Here is a 19,605-nt window from a genome sequence, read left to right on the forward strand (position 1 = left end):
AAGTGGAACTACTTACTACTCTGATTTTGATAATTGCATTCTGACAATGTTACGACCGTCTCGTTTGGCCTGATACAAAGCATCGTCTGCATAACCTAACACTTCGGTTAGAGGGCGCAGCGTGTCGGTGTGTGATACGCCAAAGCTAGCCGTTACTTGAACTGCAGCTGAGCCGGTGGAAGCGGTCATATTCGACATGCTTTCACGTAACTTTTGTGCCACTTCGTAGGCTTGCTCAGGACTTGTGTCTGGCAACAACAGTACAAACTCTTCACCACCCCAGCGACCTACAACATCACCGTGTCGTAACTGATTACTTAACATATTTGAGATTTGACGAAGTACATTGTCACCCGCGTTGTGGCCGTGGGTGTCATTTACCGCTTTGAAGTGATCAATGTCAATCAGAATCACCCCTACTTGCAGTCCTTTATCCATCATTTCAGCAAAGCGTAATTCGACTTTATTACGATTCGGCAAACGTGTAAGAGGATCGGTCTGGAAGTTTTTCTGCATGTCTTGCTTAAAATAATACAGCAGGTGATAAATCAGCATAAATAATACAAATATAATCACCAACAACGTGACAACACTAATGATAAAACTACGGCTAATTTCAGTTTGTCTTGCTTCCAAAGGCGTCAGCAAATACATAGTCCAGCCGAAAGGCTCAACTTTCACTTCCGCAATGAGCGCATCTACACCGGAGGTTTTAACTAACAAATTATTCAGTGAACCATCGGGTAATTTGCTGATGTCTAGCGTTTTATACCAATCTAAACTTTCAAGGGTTTTAAATGTGGCATTCTCAACGATTAAATTAGGATCTGAAGAAAGTGCGATATTATTGTCTTGGTCCACAAAAATAAAATCGTAGCCATATTCGCGTTTGTACTGATCAAAAATTTCCACGAAACTGTCGAGGCTTTTACTGATCCCAAAAAAGCCGAGAAAGTTATCATCACCGTCATACACTTTTAAATCGATATAAAAATGTGGATCTTGCCATTGACCAATATCAGCTATAGCGTCATTAGGAGCAGCTTTGTAGCGAAAATACCAATCCACTTTGTCTTCGACTAATGCCAGTTTTGTCTTGTCTGAGTTGTATTGCATACGGCTGCTTTCACTGGCAATAAAAAACTCCATATCAAACTCGCTTTCGAGTCTTGTGAGCATAGAAAACATTGCTTCTTCATCAATGTCTTTGTCTTTCATTAAATCTTTGAGTTCTTTGGCTTTGGCTAATGTTTCGGATACATGAAGGGGTTCAAGAAGCTGATCAATAATTAAAGTAATGGCAGGAGAAATGGATTGCTGTTGAGCTCGGCTTTGCTCAGCAACAATTTTTGACGCTGTAAAATGAACAAGGGTTACTATTGAAATAACCACTACGGCAAACAAAATTAAAATACTACGATGTAAAGTTCGAAAGGCGTTCAAAGAAATCCAATTTCCATTCATTAATTTCAAGACATCATCTTAACGATAAGCGTCCAATACTTCTACGGATAAAATCCGCACAGGTTTTAGCCAAACAAATAATATATGCTTTGTGTGATATTACTAGACCTTTTAGTGAGCTTAGTTAGAATAAATAGAATTTTATGATTTAAGGATACTCAATGACGTTTTCAGTAGTTGTACTTGCAGCGGGCAAAGGCACGCGCATGAAGTCTAAATTACCCAAAGTACTTCACCCCATTGCCGATAAACCTATGGTGCAACATATTATCGATACTGTGAACACGCTGGGCGCTGAAAGCATTCATTTAATTTATGGCCATGGTGGCGAGCAACTGCAATCGGCATTGGCGCATAATCAACTCAATTGGTGTTTACAATCAGAGCAATTGGGTACTGGCCATGCGGTTCAGCAAGCGGTTCCTCATATTAAAGATGACGAAGACGTTTTGATCTTGGTGGGTGATGCGCCTTTAATTAAAGCGCAGACATTGCAGCAACTAATTGATGTTAAACAACAATCAGATCTAGCACTGTTGACCGTTGAATTGGATGACCCCACAGGAATGGGACGTATTATTCGAGATGGTGAAAATGTGACCGCCATCGTAGAACATAAAGATGCCACAGATGCTCAACGTCAAATAAAAGAAATTAATACCGGCATGATGATCATGGGCGGCGCTGACCTGAAACGTTGGTTATCAGCGCTAAACAGTGATAACGCACAAGGTGAGTTTTATCTCACAGACGTCATCGAGATGGCTGCAAACGAAGGTAAAGTGATTAAAGCATCACACCCCACGAGTTCGGTGGAAGTTGAAGGGATTAATAATCGCAAGCAATTAGCGATGATAGAACGTGCTTATCAGCTAGAAAATGCCGAAAACTTGCTGATGGAAGGTTTGTATATTTTAGATCCTCATCGTTTTGATCTGCGTGGTAAATTATCATTTGGCATAGATTGCAGCATTGACGTTAATGTTATCGTTAAAGGCAAAGTGGAGTTAGGCAATAATGTAAAAATTGGTCCTAATTGCATTTTGATTGACTGCCAAATCGGCGATGATTCGGTAATAGAAGCGAACTCTATAATTGAGCAAGCTGAATTGCATAGTGGCTGCAGTGTTGGTCCATATGCTCGACTCAGACCAGGGGCTGTAATGCATGATAAGTCTAAGGTTGGTAATTTCGTAGAAATGAAAAAAACCGTATTAGGCAAAGGTTCTAAAGCCAACCACCTAACCTATTTAGGCGATACGCTGGTTGGAGAAGGAGCCAATATTGGTGCGGGCACCATTACTTGTAATTATGACGGTGTGAATAAATCCAAAACTATTATTGGAGACGGCGCGTTTATTGGCTCTAATAGTGCGCTAGTCGCGCCAGTGACGATCGGGAAAATGGCCACAGTAGGCGCTGGTTCAACGGTAAATACTAATGTCGATGATCACGAATTGGCGGTTGCTCGGAGCAAACAGCGAAATATACAAGGTTGGAAACGACCGACCAAAAAGACTTGAAAGAATAGGTAACAGGATTCTAGCGACAATTTTTATCTTTAAGTTTTTGCTAACTAATATTAGATAGAAATTGATTCAGGTTGTTATCGTGTATTTCAATAGGCCTTAAACAAAATTACTGGTTTGCAAATTCGAATATGTTTGAAAAATTGATCTCTCGCTTGTTTAAGCGCTCAACACCCAAACCAGCGGTTAAAACTCCGTTAATCAAGACGTCTGCGGTTATAGATTCGGCAAAAAGTGGCTTACCGGAAGTAACAAAACAAGCGAGCCCTGCTGAATCTAATTTACCTGATATTCCAGTACCTGCAAAAAGTATCACTCTTAGCGTTGCTTCATTTAACCGCTTGGAGTTTCTGTTCTACGATTATTTGTTAGGGCCATCTGAAACCAGTACCACCTTAAATCCACTAGAACAATATATCTTAACTCGGGTGAATCACGCCCTTAAAAATCCGCAAGACGTGTTAACCCATTTCCCAGTTCTGCCGCAGTCTGTGCTGACCTTAACTAATTTATTGAACGATCCCGACTTTAACTTGACTGAATTCATCAAAGTGATTGAACAAGAGCCGAGTATTGCAAGCGAGCTGATGAAAAAAGCCAACAGCCCTGCTTATAAACGTGGAAATAATGAAATCACCGATCTGCAAAAAGCGTTTATGTTGATGGGGGCAAAAGATATAAAAGAATTTGTTTTAAATGGTTTTGTAAAAAACTTATGTCATCAAAAACCGATTTATTTTAAAGCATTTGGAGAAAAAGTTTGGTTGCATAGCCAAGAGGTAGCGGTGCTTGCCAAAACCCTAGCCCAAGCGCGCAATTTGAATGCTGATGCTGCCTATATTATTGGCTTGATGCATGATTTAGGCAAAATCGTTATTTTCCAATTTATGGTTGAAGCGTTTCAAAAAAGTCATCCAGACTTCAAACAAGATTCATTGGTGTTTAAGAAATTTCTCAGTCAGCGCTCTATGTTGCTCAGTGTTGAGCTAATGAAAATATGGGAAATGCCTTCTTTAATAATCGAAGTGGTAAAAGACCAAACTATATCCATATCTAAGATCTCAGAGCTCTCGCCACTCTCGGCGACACTTTTTGAAGCTAACTTAATGAGTGAGATCAGTCTTACCTTCCAAGCAGGTGATTACGACGAGTTGGCGTTAGAAGAAATGCTTGCAGAAGCATTATTGAGTGACCAAGCCAAAGACCTGCTAAAACAAAACCTTGGAATATTGCCGCCTACCGAGAATTAATCTTGATTGGTGGCAAATTGTTTATCTCAGCTTTTCTCCTTTTGATCGAAAAATACACAGGTATGAAACTAAATACTTGCAATTCGTAAATTATTGTCTATTATTTCTTTCGTTTCGAAACTTAAGTGCTTTCATCGGTGGATACAATAGTGCAAAAACGCAATACCCAACAACGTCGTAGAGCTATCATTGAGCGTTTAAACGAACGTGGAGAAGTCGCTGTAGACGCTTTATCTAAGCTGTTTTCAACCTCTGAAGTAACGATTCGAAAAGATTTATCAGAACTCGAAAGTAACGGGTTATTGCTCAGAAAATTTGGTGGCGCTGTCTTATTGCCGTCAGAATCTTCTGAATTAACCAATGAAAAGCTTTCGAGTCGAAAGAAAGCTATTGCCATTGCCGCAGCTACTCTTATTCAAGATCATAATCGCATTATTATTGATAGTGGCAGCACTACTGCTGCATTAATACCGCATTTACCTGCCAAGCGGGGCTTAGTTATCATGACTAATTCGCTGCATGTGGCGAATGATTTATTAGAACGTGAAAACGAACCTCAAGTTTTGATGACTGGTGGAACTTGGGATCAGCAGTCCCATTCTTTCCAAGGTCAAATGGCTGAACAAATGCTCAAGGCTTACAATTTCGATCAGGCATTTTTAGGTGCTGCAGGTTTAGATACACAGCGCGGTTCTACAACTTTCAATGAGTTAACCTCATTGAGCCGCACCATGGCAGAAGTATCAAAACAAGTGATTGTGATGGCGGAATCAGAAAAATTACAGCGCAAAATACCCAATGTGGAATTGCCCTGGTCAAAAATCTCAATATTGGTGACTGATGATGGCATTGATGAACAAGCCAAACATCAAATTGAACAACACGGCGTAAATGTGATTTGCGCTCCAACCCTTGAAACACATTAGGAGAAGATTATGTGTGGGATAGTAGGCGCAATTGCCGAACGCAACGTAGTTGAAATATTGTTAGAAGGACTGAGACGACTCGAGTATCGCGGATACGATTCAGCTGGAGTGGCAGTGTTGGATGGCAACGGCAACTTGACCCGTGAACGTCAGATTGGAAAAGTAAAAGCACTAAGTGATGCGATTGAAGCGAATCCAGTGAAAGGTTCTACCGGTATAGCGCATACTCGCTGGGCCACCCATGGCGGTGTTACTCAGAAAAATGCACACCCACACTTTTCAAATGACCGGATTGCCGTGGTGCATAACGGCATCATCGAAAACTATGAAGATCTGCGTGCCGATTTACAAGCCAAAGGTTATACCTTTGGTTCAGATACCGACACTGAAACCATTGCTCACACGGTTCATGAAGAGCTTAAAAATGGCAAAGATCTGCTACAAGCAGTGCAAGATTCTGTGAGCCAATTTCATGGTGCTTACGGTACCGTGATTATGGACAAAATGGACGCAAATCGCGTTATTGTTGCTCGTTCAGGCAGTCCATTGGTAATAGGTTTAGGGATTGGCGAGAATTTTATCGCATCAGACCAAATGGCTTTATTGCCGGTTACTCGTCGTTTTATGTTCTTAGAAGAAGGCGACGTCGCAGAGATAACTCGTACAAGCATCAAAGTATACGATGCTACAGGTACGTTGGTAGAGCGCGATGTATTCGATTCAGATATTGAACATGATGCTGGCGACAAAGGCGGATATCGTCATTATATGCTCAAGGAAATCCATGAGCAGCCCATAGTTGTGCGCAATACTCTGCAAGACCGCTTAGGTGAGACTGACTTAGTTGAAGGGATATTTGGGGCAGGTTCTGAGGCCATCTTAAAAGATATTAAACATGTGCAAATCATCGCATGTGGTACTAGTTATCATGCCGGTATGACGGCGCGCTATTGGCTGGAACAATATGCCAACGTATCTTGTAACGTTGAAATTGCTTCTGAGTTTCGTTATCGCAAATCAGTGGTACACCCCAACAGCTTGTTGGTGACTATTTCTCAATCTGGTGAAACTGCCGATACCTTAGCCGCGCTAAGATTAGCCAAAAACGTCGGTTATATGTCGAGTTTGGCGATATGTAATGTGCCAGGTTCATCGTTAGTGCGCGAATCTGACATGGCGTTTATGACCTTAGCAGGTGCAGAAATAGGCGTTGCTTCTACCAAAGCGTTCACCACTCAGTTGACTGGTTTCTTGATGCTGACATTGGCCCTAGGTAAGTACAATGGCATATCTGAAATAGATAAGAAGTCGATTGTTAGCGGTTTACACAGCTTGCCAGCTAAACTTGAAGAAACCTTAAGTTTAACCGCTGGAATTGAAGATTTAGCCGAAGAGTTTGCCGATAAACAACACAGCCTTTTCTTAGGCCGTGGTGACCAATACCCGATTGCTATGGAGGGTGCGTTAAAGCTCAAAGAAATTTCATACATCCACGCTGAAGCTTACGCATCTGGAGAATTAAAACACGGACCTCTGGCGTTAATCGATGACGAAATGCCAGTAATAGTCGTTGCTCCTAATAACGAACTTTTAGAAAAGTTAAAATCCAATGTAGAAGAAGTGCGCGCCCGAGGCGGTATTATGTATGTGTTCGCCGATAGGCAAGCAAAATTCGCCAGTGACGACACCATGCGAGTTATTAATGTGCCTCATTGTGAGCCAGCTATCGCACCAATCGTGTACACACTGCCCTTACAATTACTTTCCTACTACGTAGCCGTAATTAAAGGTACAGATGTTGACCAACCGCGAAACTTGGCCAAGTCAGTTACTGTTGAATAGAAACTAAAAGGGCCGAAAGGCCCTTGTGCGAGCATATTAAAGTTTGAAACTAGACATTAAAGTTTGAAACTCGCACAGCCACGTCACTAGGTTTTGGTTGGGTTTGTGCCAATTGCCGACATTTAGGCTTAAATATTATTTGTATTGTTGAAGAAAGCGGCCGTTTCAAATCAGTCACCAGATGAAATGCAAAAGGTTGTTTACCGATAATTGATTAAACTAATTGTAGGACGGCTTAGAGCGATTAGGAGTCATTTAAAAACCTGGCTTTTGGGGTTAAATTCTAGCCCTAAACCGGTCATTTGGAACTGAAAGGCTAATTAGTTCTAGGTCAAAAGTATGTTCAACTCGCTAAAAATGCAGCATAAGGGATTGCAAATAAGCGGTCACCAAAAGAGAGTATTGTATCTCCGTCGTAAAATACAACACCATTTGCAAAACAGTCGTTAACCGCATCACGTAACTTAATGAGTCCCTTGAAATCACTTAATTGGATGGTCGCAGACGCTTTCACTTCTATACCAGTAATATACTTGCCGTCTTGTATAACGAAATCGACCTCTACTTTGTCTTTGTTCCTGAAATGGTAAATATCTATATTGTTGTCTTGCCAACTGGCATATTTTTGTAATTCTTGATACACGTAAGTTTCAAGAAGCTGTCCTAACAAACTTCTATCTTTCTCCAAGTCATCACTTTTTACGTTAAGTAAGGCACACGCTAATCCCGTGTCTGCTAAATGTATTTTGGGGGTCTTGATTAAACGACTCAAGCGGTTAGTGTGCCATGGCTGAATTTGCTCAACTAAGAATATTTGTTCAAGTAATGTAATGTATTCTTTTATAGTGGGGCGGCTTACTGAAAAGGGGGACGCTAAGTCAGATACGTTGAACAATCTAGCAGTCTGACTGGCGCAGAGCTGAAGTAATTTCGGGAGTATGCTTATATTCTGAATACTGGCAATATCCTGAATATCTCGTTGAATAATAGTGTTAGTAAAATCTCGATACCATGCCATTTTCCTGTTTTCACTAGTTCGGCTAAGTGCAGAAGGGTAGCCGCCAGCAGTGATTAACGTGTTAATCTTTTTCCCAAGTTTTACATATCCAGTTGTTTTGACATTTTGATCTAAGGTGCGTGTAAATATGCTTAGCATGACGCTGGATTGGCGACCAATAATTTCAGCTTTCGATAACGCTCTTAGATGAATAATTTCTACCCTACCCGCGAGCGAATCCGATAACTTTGGAAGGAGTAAAACGTTTGCCGAGCCAGTTAGTATAAAACGTCCAGGTTTTCTATTTTTATCAACGCTAGCCTTAATACTTGTAAATATTTCTGGAGCACGCTGGACTTCGTCGATAATGACTTTTTCTGGTAAATTATCGATAAAACCCACAGGGTCGTTTTTTGCAGAGTTGAGTTGGTTAGTATCATCAAAGGTCAGATAGTAATAGCCCTGCTTTTCACCTACAAGTTGTGCGAGCGTTGTTTTACCACATTGACGAGAACCATGAATTAGCACAACAGGTGTGTCACTAAGCGCATCTAATAAATTTTTTTTAGCGAAACGTTCAAACATTATGCGACTCAATTGGGTTAAGTATGATTCTGACTAATAGTAGAATTTATTTCGTCCAATTGAAAGTTTAATGTCGTCCAATTGAAAGTTTAATGTCGTCCAATTGAAAGTGCGCGAGTACGAATACTTATTTAATAGCTTACTCAAACCAGTTTTTGTCGGCATTATCACTGCAAATTAATGTCGTTCAATAAAATATTTTGAACGGCAGATAAGCTTATCGAGGAACGGTCATTTCATTTTCTTCTGTGCTATTTTCTAAAGCAGTCATTTAGCCTTGGGAACCTGTTCGACGCATGCACTGCTTGAACGGATAGTTTTACGTTAATTCTGACTGAGAACTTTGTGCCATTTGCAGTCACTGAGTTTGACGTAACTCACTGACTGCTGTGTACGTGAAGCGGACGGCCGCTTTCGCTTTTTAGTGGCCAAAAACGAGCTAACGTTGGAATTAGCTTTGGATCATAAAGCACCCTGTTTGTATGGATACAGCGGATTTACGATCCTTAAATTATGTTACTGGAAAGAATCCATATCGACCAATTTCCTTATTTTTTGAAAAGTGGTAGTAAGTCATTTTTGGTTTTAAAGCTTCTTCAGGCTCTTGGTTCTCAAACACGATTATTTGTTTATCATTAAATGAATCACAAAGATCGATGTAGAAAGCAAAAATCATATCTTTCTGTAGTTGAACCTCATCATCATTCTCATCATTATCACCCGCACGATAAGTGGTCAAAGGCGAGTCCAAAATTACAAACTTTGGATGGCGCTCAAACTTAGACAAATACTCCATTAAGCCTAGTGAGAAAGCTGCATACGAAATTGCTCGATATCCTTTACCAAAATGAGATCTTGGCTTACCACCAATTATCAAATCCCTAGCTTTCATATCAAAAGTAACATTTTCATGCCCGGGAAATGACCAACGCTTTAAGATTTCACTTATATTCTTGCAAAGTGTGGTTAACTCAACACTAAAATCAGGGAATACATATTTTTCAGTTCTGTCTTCAAGCTGAACCCGCAACTCACCAATTTCTTTCAATAGGCTTTCACGAGAGTCGACTTTGGCTCTTTGCTTTAAAAATTCATTCTTTTTACTATTTAATAATCGAATAGCTACGTTATAGTCTTTGAACTTCGAAGATATATTCCCTTCGATTAACTCCGATAGCTCTTTAACTGTTGCTTCTTTTTGAACTATTTCTTTTGCAAGCAATTGGTACTCTTGTTTTAGGTCTTCAATTGAATCCGTTAACCCTGTAACTTGAAATTTATTTTTATTGATTTCCGCTTCAGTGCTTTGCATTAATTGCTTTAGCTCTTCTACATCTTTTTCTTTTTCAAACTCTTGGCCGCATGTAGGACAATTTGCCATCTCGTATAGTTCTACAAAAGAAGCCGCTTCAGCTCCTGCTTCTAACCTTTCCAAATCTGAATTATATTTATCAATTAAAAGACTAAATCTTCCCTGAAGTAGAAGGTTTTCTTTTTCTGTTTCACGTAATTTGCTTAGCTCACCCCTAAATTTATTCCGTCTAGAATCAAGTTCACTATTGGCTTCAACCAGAGCACTTAGTTCGTCTTGAGCCTTAGATAGAGATTTCTCTAACTCATTCAATTCTGAGTCTAACTTTTCCGCTGTAGACTTTACTTCTTCATGGTTAGAAAATTTCTTGGCGACATACTCCTCCAAAGCTTTGACACGCGACTCTACAGCTCCTTCTGTATCTTGTTGTTGTTTTAACTCTTTCACCGCTGAGTCATCTGCGCCAGTAAGCAAAGTCTTAAGTAATGACGTTTCTTGTGTATGTTCTCGCTGACCTTCACCCAAAGGTGAAGATTCGGTAATTATTCGTCCCTCGTCGACCAAAAATAGTTTACTCAGAACGCGCAAAGTCAAAGAAGAGGTTTTTAAACTCTGTACACCATTTACTAATACCTTGTCATTTAGGCCCAATTTTCCGAGCACATGTGCCGATAGGTTATTTTTTCCTTTGTGGCTTGGGTTTAAAACAATAGTTTCTGATGCTGTACCATCTGGCTCAAGCTCAATTAGAGTAACCTTAGGCTTGGTAGCCGATATCTCCCTTCGAAGAATAAAGCTTTCTTTTTCGTCTACTTGAATCTCTGTTTCAACAGTATTATAACCTTTAGCTTCATCAATATTTTTAGGAGGTTCTTCGCCACCAAAAATGTATTGAAAACACTTAATGACATATGACTTGCCCGTATCTGATGCACCAGCGACAACATTTAATCCTTTATCAAAGCAAAGTTCAGCCTTTGGTTTTCCTTTTCCTGTTACGGATATTCTTTTGATAATCATGCCGAACTCGATACTCCTTTTCTTAACTCCATTATTGGTATCTGGATAATCCGATTGTAATGCTCAGACAACCAACTTAATCGTTCCCAAATTTTGATGAAATAATTCGAATTTAAGCAGCTAACAAAGCTATTTGTATTTTCATTCGCACAAAAAGACTTTCCATTTTCATCATAGTGAACATCAATAAGCCCTTTTTTAATAAAAAACAAAAGCGACTTAGGAAGAAGCTCTCTTCGTTGCGCAATTTCAGCCAAATGATTTGGTACAGCCGGATGCAAATTTGATGGCCCATTGAATTCACTTGAATACAATAGTGCGTAGTCTAGTAAGACCAATGCATCTATGTCGAATTTCTTACCTTCCATACTCGATAGTATTAGTGCAACTCTAGTCGCCAATTCGACATCACTATTGAATATTTGAGGGACTTTAAGTTTTACTTGTTCCATTTTAAAGCTCCTTTATTCACCAGTTGGTGGCAAGCGCCTTTCTTATCCCGAATACTCATGTATAGATTTAATGGATGCGATGAAAATGAAACTTGTGTTACGTGACTTGAGATCGCCAAATATTTATCCCAACCATTGTTGTGAACCATCAAAACAAGGCTAGACATTGCTTCATAACAATCTTCAAGCAAATTTTCGTATGTATCAGGAGGCATTGAGTCTCTGGAAAATTTCTCTAAACTTTCTGCTGAATAGAAGTTTTTACGCGCACTTTTTAGTTCCATCAAAAACTCAGGAAATGCTTTCAAATCATCAACAGAACTCACCTGAGATTCTATAGACTCTATTGCCTTTAATAACTCTGCAATATATTTCAATTCATTATTTTGAATATCGCTTGGAGGTGTTGCAGGGGCTGGTCGATCAAACTCTAATGCTCCAAATCTTCTTATGTAATAAGGAGTATGATTTTTATGTAATTCGATAAGCTTCAACTGTGGGATTTGATCAAATATTGTAAAATCAACATCATGCTCAACAAATTTAAGAAAATCACCTTCTAGGCTTACACTCTTTTTCTTGGTGATTTTGTCTTTGCACTTTTTATCCCAACCAGAAATGAGTTCTGCTTTCAGCTTATTAGAATCTTTAAGGGCATTAAGGCTAACGCCATTTAAGCCACTCTTAGCAACAAAGTAGTATTTTGCAGGCATAGAAAAATGCCCTTGATGTGAGTGATAACAAAGCTTACCAATTTCTAAAAGAATATCTGTCAAATTCAATGGTGAGCTATAATATTTACACTGAAAGTTTTCCCAACTCTCATCTGGGGTGTAAGCAATAACATCACGCCCCATATCACCAGCGCCACCAACTCTGTTTACTCTTAAATATTGCGTCTTCCAGCAAGTCGCTAATTCGGCGGTAAAGTCTTCCCAGTCACCCTCATTCATCTGCTGTAGTCGCTTTAAGGGCGGAATAATTTCTCCAGCCAATGCTGATACAGCTGATAGAGGAGCACTATCTGCTTTCGGGGAAGGCATTTCACTTTCTAATTCCATCTACTTCATCTGTTCCATATTATTATTTTTACTAAATAATTTTCATATAGCAGGCTAACGTTTTTGCTCTATGTAATCCAACACTTCATTAGCCAACTTTAGAAAAACAGCTAGTGCATCGAACCATTGAGTGGGATCGTCGGCATACACCATAGGGCTGACATAGCTATTGTAGCGTTCGATAAACTTTTCCTCTTCCACCAATAGTTTCAGTCCATAGCGGAGTTCATCAATAGGAGAGTCAACCATCTGTGGGTGCTGGTTACCGTAACGTCCGACATCAGATTGAATGGCTTTCGCGACTAATGGGCCAAGTATTTCAATTTTGGAAGGTTGAGCAAGTTGAATGTGGTAAGTATCATAGATATGCCTGATGAGCGTTTCATCATCACCCCGCTCAGCGTTTCTTGCAGCACTGGCTGTTCTGCGCATCATCGAAAGTAATTTCTCTGCTTGGGTATCTATGATTGCCGCACATCCCAACTTTTCCACTTCGATGTTAGTTTTTACAACCTCAGAATAAATCGACTGGATACTTCTTGTTTGTGGCTCACTTAAAAGGTCTGACTCAATGAACTCCAATTTTATAAACGGCCTCAAGCAAGGCGCTTGTTGGTGCTCTTGTGGATAACGAATGTTAAAAACGAAATAACGGTACTCATCCCTAACTATCGCCTTTTCCTCAATGACGAAAAGCGAATGTTGTTCGAGCAATGATGCAATAAATTGCTTCACAGCCTTTCTAACTTGCTTCCTGCTATTTCGTGAGGTCAACTCAGAATAGTTTTCCTTAGGAATGAGCTTAATATCAATGTCTTCTGACATTCGGTACGTTTTGATTGCAGACTTAGCAAGTGCGGTTCCACCAGAAAACACGATCTGGTGATATTCGAGGTCAAGAGATGAGATAAGCTGAAGCAGTTGAACAACGTAATAGTCCTTCTCAACAATTGCCGGGTTGCCTAAGCCTATGGCATCGGCAACATCGACAAATAAGGAACTATCGAGCTTCGTTGACACACTGTTTCCCTACAGCAATTTTACGGGTAAAGCGCGGATCTTTTGGAATGATCTTCACGTTTGCAGGAATTTGCGTGCTCTCGCCTGAAAAGTTCATACTCGACAAGTCATCGAACTTGTAATCAACACCTAGCCTTTCCATCGCCTCTATAAGCACGCCATCAGCACCAGCAGTATTATCAGGCATCAACTTACCCGTAATACGATTCACCCTAGCTCGCGCATAAAGACCATAACCAATTTTAATCAGCAAGCCCTCACGAACAAGGCTTCTAATCCCTCGCCCTACTTGGTCATAGTCAGCGATATCTTTAAAATCAGAACGCAAGAAAACAGAACGCTTACAGCGTTTCACTCGTTTCTGTATTCTATCTTGTATCGTCATCTGAGACCCCCTATACATACTGTATATATAATACGCAAAAATACGACATTTATCAATCTCTAAAATACGACAATAGAAAGCTACAAAAATACGACATAATATATATTGCAAAAATGACATAATTTTTTGAATTTAAATCATATTTTATCTTATTCTAGCAGCAGGGTGCGACTTCTCGTAAGCGCGTTCAAGCTCAGGGTTGGTTACGTGGGTATAGACCATTGTGGTCAATACTCCTTATTAACTCATTCTGGGGCAATGATGAGTTAGCGGCAAGGTCAGCTTTTTGTCTTAAGCAGACCACCACCATCGCGGTGGTCACGGTCCGCTTTTCGCTCAAACCCGCCTGTCAGTTTATTTAGTAAGTCTGAGTTTCAAACATTAATCAGTCGAATTTTTATAAAGTTTTAGCTTTGGTTTTTCCTAGTTACAAACATTGGGTAATTTAGGCAAAATCTAAGTACACAAAATTGCGGGTTTGAAACTGACTCAAGTTTTTGATGTGTGGTTGCATTGACAAAAGATGGGTATTTTCATGCCTATCGAGACGTCCTACAGGGCGCACCAACAAACAAGAATTAGCTGTGCTTATAGAGAAGTCGTCGGCATTTACATGGACAGCCACAAACTTGATTCTTAAGAAAAGCGAAGCAACTAAGTTTGTGTCATCTTTTCAAAGTGTGAATCTGGCCGCTTGAGGCTATCGAGTTCAATCAGGTTTAAACTCATCGTAAATCTTATGCATTTAAACGACTGCAGAGGAATCTAAAGGGAGTTCGAAATTCATTTTACGGTTAAGTGAGTCAACGTCTTTTAAAACAACCGTGACTTCATTCCCTATTTCAAATTCATGATGGTTGTTGGTTAATTTTTGCTTATTTGCGTCAAAGTTAAATCCTTGACCGGGCAAACTTGCAATGTGCACTAGGCCTTCGGCACCAGATTGCGCTAACGTAACAAATAAACCTGAGCTGTTCATTCCCGATATACATGCTTCAAAAGAATTGCCGATAAAAGGTTGCATATACTTGCACATCATTGCGTTTTCAACTTCGCGACTAACGATGTCTGCTAAGCGCGATTGGTTAGAGCAATGCACTGATAAAAGCTCAATCTCTTCGGGGTTATAGGGATATGCCGTTTTAGGCAGTGTCTTATTTTGCAATTTATCCAACTTCAATTGGCGTAATACCCATTGCAACCCCGTTCTTTTTTGTTGTTTTCGAATCTTTGCGCGAATTGCTCGGTGAGTTAATAAATCAGGGTAGCGCCTAATTGGCGAAGTGAAATGGGCATAGGCGTCGTAAGCTAAACCAAAGTGTCCTTGATTATTTGGCGAATATTCCGCCTGACTTTGTGAGCGAAGTAACAAGGTTTGAATCACCTTTGCATCCGCTCTTTTACTCACCTTTTTTAATAAATTATTATAGTGATGAGGTGTTGGCTTATCTCCGCCGCCGAGGTGTAAACCTTTGTCTGACAAAAATGCGCGAAGTGCCGTTAACTTTTTCTGTTGCGGACCGGCATGTACTCTAAATAAACTCGGAATTTTGTTACGTTCTAAAAACTGCGCAGTGGCGACATTGGCGCAAAGCATGAACTCTTCTATCATTCGATGCGCGTCGTTGCGCTTCAGCGGTGATATGTTGGCGATGTTTTTATTTTTGTTGAGTTTAAGCGCGAGTTCTTGTGTTTCGAATTCAATTGCACCTCGTTGTTTGCGTTGTTTGCCTAAAACTCTATACAAAGAGTGTAAGTTTGCAACATGTGGCACTATTTCTGGATTGGAATCGGAAATTGTCTTACCCAGCTTACTACCTGGTTTAGTAACAAGTGCATTAGCTTGATTGTATGTTAATCGAGCATGAGACTTAATCAAGCCCTCAGAAAACTGAGCGTTGCTAACTAGCCCTTTTTGATTAATTGTCATTTCGCAAACCATCACTAAGCGATCTTCATCTGGGTTTAGCGAGCAAAGTCCGTTGGACAAGGCTTCAGGTAACATAGGAACAACCTGATCTGGAAGATAAATTGATGTCGCTCGTTGTTGCGCCTCAATATCTAAATCATCGTTTGGCAGAACGTAGTGAGAAACATCTGCTATTGCAACCAATAGACGCCATTCGCCAGTTTCTAACTTTTCACAATAAACCGCATCATCAAAGTCTTTCGCATCGGCACCATCAATGGTCACAAATGGCAGAGAGCGATAATCTACGCGCTGGGTTTTATCTTTTTCAGACACTTGCGTACCCAAAGCGCTTGCTGCTTCAAGTAGGGTGTTATCCCATTGAGCTGAAATACCGTGTCGATAAAGGGCAAGTTTGCTGTCTATTCCGGCATCGCTAACGTTACCTAGTACGTCAGTAATTTCAACTTGTGTGTGTTGGCGAAAATTAGGGTAATTTAGGATTTTTGCATTCACATACTGACCGACGCGTGCTTGATTGAGTTTACTCTTATCAACCTGGATAATGTGTGAAATCTTGCTGTTATCTGACTGCAAGACGTAACCTTTACTCTCACGTTGGAGCAAACCAACAATGTGAGTGGTGTTGCGTTCGAGCACTTTAATCAGCGTATTGAAAGCACGTTTTGCGTTTTTTGTGGGTTCAATAAGTACCTGAACAATATCACCGTCAAATACGTGATTTAATTGGTTTTTGGGTAGAAATAAGTCTTTTTCAGACTCGCTATAAGTGACGAATCCGAAGCCATCCGGGTGAATATTGATGACGCCACTTACCAGTGATTCTGGATCGATGAGTTGATAGCCCTTGCGCTGAAATGATAGCTGACCATCACGTTCCATGGCGCGCAAACGTCTTCTTAGTGCTTCTTTATCTTGTGAGGAGTGCAATGCCAATGCATCGGCGATTTGTTCGCGGTTTAGGTGTTTTTTGACGTTGCTAAACAGGCTTAATATAAATTCACGACCAGGAATAGGGTTGTCATAGGTTCTAACATTTGCAGGGTGAGTTGCTGAAATTGATGCGGTTTGATTCAAATTAATAAAATTCTCTTTGAGCCGCCTTGCGTTTTACGTGTTTTTTCAAAAATGGGGATGTAAACCAGTATGTTGGAAATAGAACTTATGAAAAACAGGGCGGTGTGACTCTGAAAATGAGTCGAAATAATAAAACGAGTAAAAGTATTGATAACTCGTTGGACTTAATTGTATGTCAGTCTTCTGCTCACATTTACATATGAGCAAAATCTGACATTAGCTTTATCTGTTTAGTTAAAGCGGTTTAGATACAAACAATGTTTTCTGCTTGTGGGCCTTTTTGACCTTGAGTAACAGAGAATTGTACGCGCTGTCCTTCAGCTAACGTTTTAAAGCCATCGCTAACGATTGCGCTGAAGTGAGCGAAAACGTCAGGGCCAGATTCTTGTTCGATAAAACCAAAACCTTTACCTTCGTTAAACCATTTTACTGAACCAGTAGTTGTATTAGACATAATAGATATCCTAGAAATAATTAAAATTGTGCCAAAAAAATTGGCAATTTAGCGTGAAAAATGGAGATTGTACTGAGGATAACGCGAAGTATTACAAATAAACTATTATGACTAGATTACTACAAATGGAAAACAACGAGGGATTCACAAAAACAGGCCTTTTCTCAAACCTTGGGACTAAAGTACTCTCAATATGCAGGGTAGTCAAGGTGTATTTTTATACCGAACACCAACAAAATTCCTAAGGTCGAATAAGTTTGTTATATTTTGCTCCCTTGGTTATTACCTTTGTATCGGCCTTGTAAATTCCCGAACAAGCGAAAAAAGGAATAAATATGGTGTTTCACGTAGAGGACAATGTGCCGTTTTTATTTCGCTGTTAGTGCTTTTGCTATCTGCTTGTTCTTCCAGTCCCAAATTAATGCCGACACCGAATGGTTTTATCAATACGCCTTTTTTAGAAAGCGATATTCCCGAAGCACTGCGTGAAACCAGTATGGAACTGATATATGTGACAGACCGAGGTAGCTCTGAGCAAAAAGGGGTTATATACGATGCGAGTCGTTTGCCATCAATTGCTTATGGTTTACTCATTGTCATTTGAAGCGTGATCCGTAAGCGGCTAGACCAATCAGGGATTTTCTGCTATTCCTTAAATACCAATTGAAGTCTTTATTCTTCATGGAGGCTAACCCATGACAAGGTCACAAAAAAGTCTACAAAAGTATGCTCTGGGAAGACATAGCGTTTTCAGGAATCTAAAGTTCATTATGGCCTCGGTCATTTCACTTTTTTTGCTGTCATCTCCTTCATTCGTTGCTGCCCAGAGCAAAGCTATTGAACACATTCTGCTTCAGACTGATAAATTAAAACTTATGCCTTACGATAATGGTTCGTTGTCTGGTTGGTGTAAGTTGGAATATAAAAGAAGTTTTCCCAAAACGATCCCTGTGCGGGTAGAGCATAAGCTCAGCCCCCAACAACGAACACAGTTGTTCAAACCAAATCTCGAACAATTTGTGCTTCAACAGGTTATCCCTGCTATCGAAAAAACCTGCTCTGGAGCGGAAGGTTTTCGGACAAACTATAACATTCGCCTGTCTATGCAAGATTGGTCAGATTCTTATGGATATTACGACTTTGATAACTTTGTATTTCGCTATCGTGATGGCATCGTCACTCGCACTCAGTATAACCCATCAAGTGCAGCTCGTACCGCGCTCGGGGAGGACGGTATAAACGCATTAACACCCCCAAAACAGCTAGACCGCGTAGATAAAGTCATTGGCCAAATCGGTCCTTTCTTGCTCTATCCTCGCAATGATCCGTTTTGTTACGGCTCTATAGCTCACGTCGATGCAGAGTTCGATAGCACCATAGATGAGCGTGATGAATGGGTTAAGGCCAATTATAAAGGGAATGATAAAATCGGATTTGAGGGATTTGTTAGTGAAGAGGTGTTGCCAAGGGTGCGTGAGCACTGCAAACGTTTTATGGCTATAGAGCTACATTTTTATGAACGAGGTTCAGTTAACCGGTGGGAGTCCATGAGGTTTAATCTTAGTTATCAAGGTTCAGTATCCATCGCCCAACATAATATGAGCGAAAAAGCTAAATCATTTGCACGCATGAAGATTAATCAGCGAGTATTTGGCACCTGTGATTCCTCCCCTTATTGTTCAATGCTCGGTGGTGTGTATCTAGATGCTATCTACCGCTACGACACTCAAAAGATTGCTCAAATAAATCAACAATTGGAAGCTGAGTATGCCAAACAGGCGGGAACTGCCGATCTTCAACGATTTTTTAACCTAGCCGCTGAAGCAGGACTTAATGGTGCCCAAAATGTTGATGTAAAGATGAAGTTCCCAACACTTTTGATCAGCAAATACATTTATGACTTTAGTCGCTTCGCGGTAAGTAAGGCTAAACTCACAGGCAATCGTCAGGATGCTTGTTTTCGTGAAGGAACTAAAGTAGTCGATACCCGCACCACCACTCGCGTGATCGACTATCAAGACCAAATGGGCAACTACGCGGGTAGTGCTGGCGGCATTAAAATAGGCAAGGTGTATCGTGTAAACCCTGAATTTGTTGAACTATGTGAAAGGTTCTGCGGCCCCGCGAGCGGCGAATTTGCCGACTTTTTAGATAGCTTCTTCACACTGGAAAAAAGCGGGCATATCCTTGCTGGTCTTGACCAGTCAATTAAAACCATGGACTGCAAAAGCAAAGAAGTTTTGCAATTCGAAAAGAACTTAATAAGGCTTACAAATAGCGTAATTCAGTAATGTATTACTT

Annotated in this window: 15 protein-coding genes; 6 read left to right on the top strand and 9 right to left on the bottom strand. The window is 40.3% G+C overall.

Going from position 1 to position 19,605, the window contains the following annotated elements:
• Positions 1 to 15 precede the first annotated feature (15 nt).
• Positions 16 to 1,443: a sensor domain-containing diguanylate cyclase gene (locus tag KO530_RS11680; protein ID WP_216048732.1), complete on the bottom strand. Its 1,428-nt coding sequence runs from the start codon at positions 1,441 to 1,443 to the stop codon at positions 16 to 18.
• Positions 1,444 to 1,625: 182 nt separating this feature from the next.
• On the opposite strand from KO530_RS11680, the gene glmU reads away from it, so the two are divergent.
• From glmU to glmS, 4 genes are all read left to right on the top strand, one after another.
• Complete coding sequence (glmU, locus tag KO530_RS11685) at positions 1,626 to 2,987, top strand: bifunctional UDP-N-acetylglucosamine diphosphorylase/glucosamine-1-phosphate N-acetyltransferase GlmU (RefSeq protein WP_216048620.1); 1,362 nt, start codon at positions 1,626 to 1,628, stop codon at positions 2,985 to 2,987.
• 137 nt (positions 2,988 to 3,124) lie between these two features.
• Entirely contained in the window at positions 3,125 to 4,243 is a 1,119-nt protein-coding gene (locus KO530_RS11690; protein WP_216048621.1) for an HDOD domain-containing protein, read from the top strand.
• A gap of 149 nt (positions 4,244 to 4,392) precedes the next feature.
• Positions 4,393 to 5,169, top strand: coding sequence for a DeoR/GlpR family DNA-binding transcription regulator (locus tag KO530_RS11695; protein ID WP_216048622.1), 777 nt, complete (start codon positions 4,393 to 4,395; stop codon positions 5,167 to 5,169).
• 9 nt (positions 5,170 to 5,178) lie between these two features.
• Positions 5,179 to 7,011: a glutamine--fructose-6-phosphate transaminase (isomerizing) gene (glmS, locus tag KO530_RS11700; protein WP_216048623.1), complete on the top strand. Its 1,833-nt coding sequence runs from the start codon at positions 5,179 to 5,181 to the stop codon at positions 7,009 to 7,011.
• Between the two features lie 343 nt (positions 7,012 to 7,354).
• Here glmS and KO530_RS11705 read toward each other — a convergent pair whose 3' ends face one another.
• The 8 genes from KO530_RS11705 to KO530_RS11740 form a co-directional block, all read right to left on the bottom strand.
• The gene (locus KO530_RS11705; RefSeq protein WP_216048624.1) at positions 7,355 to 8,593 is read right to left on the bottom strand and encodes an ATP-binding protein; all 1,239 of its coding nucleotides are present in this window, start codon (positions 8,591 to 8,593) and stop codon (positions 7,355 to 7,357) included.
• Positions 8,594 to 9,104: 511 nt separating this feature from the next.
• On the bottom strand, positions 9,105 to 10,925 hold the full coding sequence (locus tag KO530_RS11710; protein ID WP_216048625.1) for a hypothetical protein: 1,821 nt from the start codon (positions 10,923 to 10,925) through the stop codon (positions 9,105 to 9,107).
• Positions 10,922 to 11,377 (bottom strand): ABC-three component system middle component 2, encoded by a 456-nt coding sequence (locus tag KO530_RS11715; protein ID WP_216048626.1) that lies wholly within the window; start codon positions 11,375 to 11,377, stop codon positions 10,922 to 10,924. The genes KO530_RS11710 and KO530_RS11715 overlap by 4 nt, the downstream gene beginning before the upstream one ends.
• A complete protein-coding gene (locus KO530_RS11720) occupies positions 11,365 to 12,438 on the bottom strand; it encodes an ABC-three component system protein (protein ID WP_216048627.1) in 1,074 nt (357 codons plus the stop codon). The genes KO530_RS11715 and KO530_RS11720 overlap by 13 nt, the downstream gene beginning before the upstream one ends.
• A gap of 54 nt (positions 12,439 to 12,492) precedes the next feature.
• Entirely contained in the window at positions 12,493 to 13,458 is a 966-nt protein-coding gene (locus KO530_RS11725) for a nucleotidyl transferase AbiEii/AbiGii toxin family protein (protein ID WP_216048628.1), read from the bottom strand.
• On the bottom strand, positions 13,439 to 13,843 hold the full coding sequence (locus KO530_RS11730; protein WP_216048629.1) for a DUF6088 family protein: 405 nt from the start codon (positions 13,841 to 13,843) through the stop codon (positions 13,439 to 13,441). Before KO530_RS11730 ends, KO530_RS11725 begins: the two co-directional genes overlap by 20 nt.
• A gap of 745 nt (positions 13,844 to 14,588) precedes the next feature.
• Complete coding sequence (gene rnr / locus KO530_RS11735; protein WP_216048630.1) at positions 14,589 to 16,850, bottom strand: ribonuclease R; 2,262 nt, start codon at positions 16,848 to 16,850, stop codon at positions 14,589 to 14,591.
• Between the two features lie 244 nt (positions 16,851 to 17,094).
• A complete protein-coding gene (locus KO530_RS11740) occupies positions 17,095 to 17,304 on the bottom strand; it encodes a cold-shock protein (protein ID WP_216048631.1) in 210 nt (69 codons plus the stop codon).
• 421 nt (positions 17,305 to 17,725) lie between these two features.
• Here KO530_RS11740 and KO530_RS11745 point away from each other — a divergent pair, with 421 nt between their 5' ends.
• Positions 17,726 to 17,908: a hypothetical protein gene (locus KO530_RS11745; protein ID WP_216048632.1), complete on the top strand. Its 183-nt coding sequence runs from the start codon at positions 17,726 to 17,728 to the stop codon at positions 17,906 to 17,908.
• Between the two features lie 91 nt (positions 17,909 to 17,999).
• Positions 18,000 to 19,595: a hypothetical protein gene (locus KO530_RS11750; protein WP_216048633.1), complete on the top strand. Its 1,596-nt coding sequence runs from the start codon at positions 18,000 to 18,002 to the stop codon at positions 19,593 to 19,595.
• Positions 19,596 to 19,605: the final 10 nt, after the last annotated feature.

Origin of the sequence: Aliiglaciecola lipolytica (assembly GCF_018860635.1) — a bacterium.
Lineage (GTDB): Bacteria > Pseudomonadota > Gammaproteobacteria > Enterobacterales > Alteromonadaceae > Aliiglaciecola > Aliiglaciecola lipolytica_A.

Coding starts and splice junctions, on each gene's coding strand:
- KO530_RS11705 (WP_216048624.1), bottom strand. CDS start 8,593: ATGTTTGAACGTTTCGCTAAAAAAAATTTATTAGATGCGCTTAGTGAC.
- glmU (WP_216048620.1), top strand. CDS start 1,626: ATGACGTTTTCAGTAGTTGTACTTGCAGCGGGCAAAGGCACGCGCATG.
- KO530_RS11745 (WP_216048632.1), top strand. CDS start 17,726: ATGCCGACACCGAATGGTTTTATCAATACGCCTTTTTTAGAAAGCGAT.
- KO530_RS11750 (WP_216048633.1), top strand. CDS start 18,000: ATGACAAGGTCACAAAAAAGTCTACAAAAGTATGCTCTGGGAAGACAT.
- KO530_RS11730 (WP_216048629.1), bottom strand. CDS start 13,843: ATGACGATACAAGATAGAATACAGAAACGAGTGAAACGCTGTAAGCGT.
- KO530_RS11720 (WP_216048627.1), bottom strand. CDS start 12,438: ATGGAATTAGAAAGTGAAATGCCTTCCCCGAAAGCAGATAGTGCTCCT.
- KO530_RS11690 (WP_216048621.1), top strand. CDS start 3,125: ATGTTTGAAAAATTGATCTCTCGCTTGTTTAAGCGCTCAACACCCAAA.
- KO530_RS11715 (WP_216048626.1), bottom strand. CDS start 11,377: ATGGAACAAGTAAAACTTAAAGTCCCTCAAATATTCAATAGTGATGTC.
- KO530_RS11710 (WP_216048625.1), bottom strand. CDS start 10,925: ATGATTATCAAAAGAATATCCGTAACAGGAAAAGGAAAACCAAAGGCT.
- glmS (WP_216048623.1), top strand. CDS start 5,179: ATGTGTGGGATAGTAGGCGCAATTGCCGAACGCAACGTAGTTGAAATA.
- KO530_RS11740 (WP_216048631.1), bottom strand. CDS start 17,304: ATGTCTAATACAACTACTGGTTCAGTAAAATGGTTTAACGAAGGTAAA.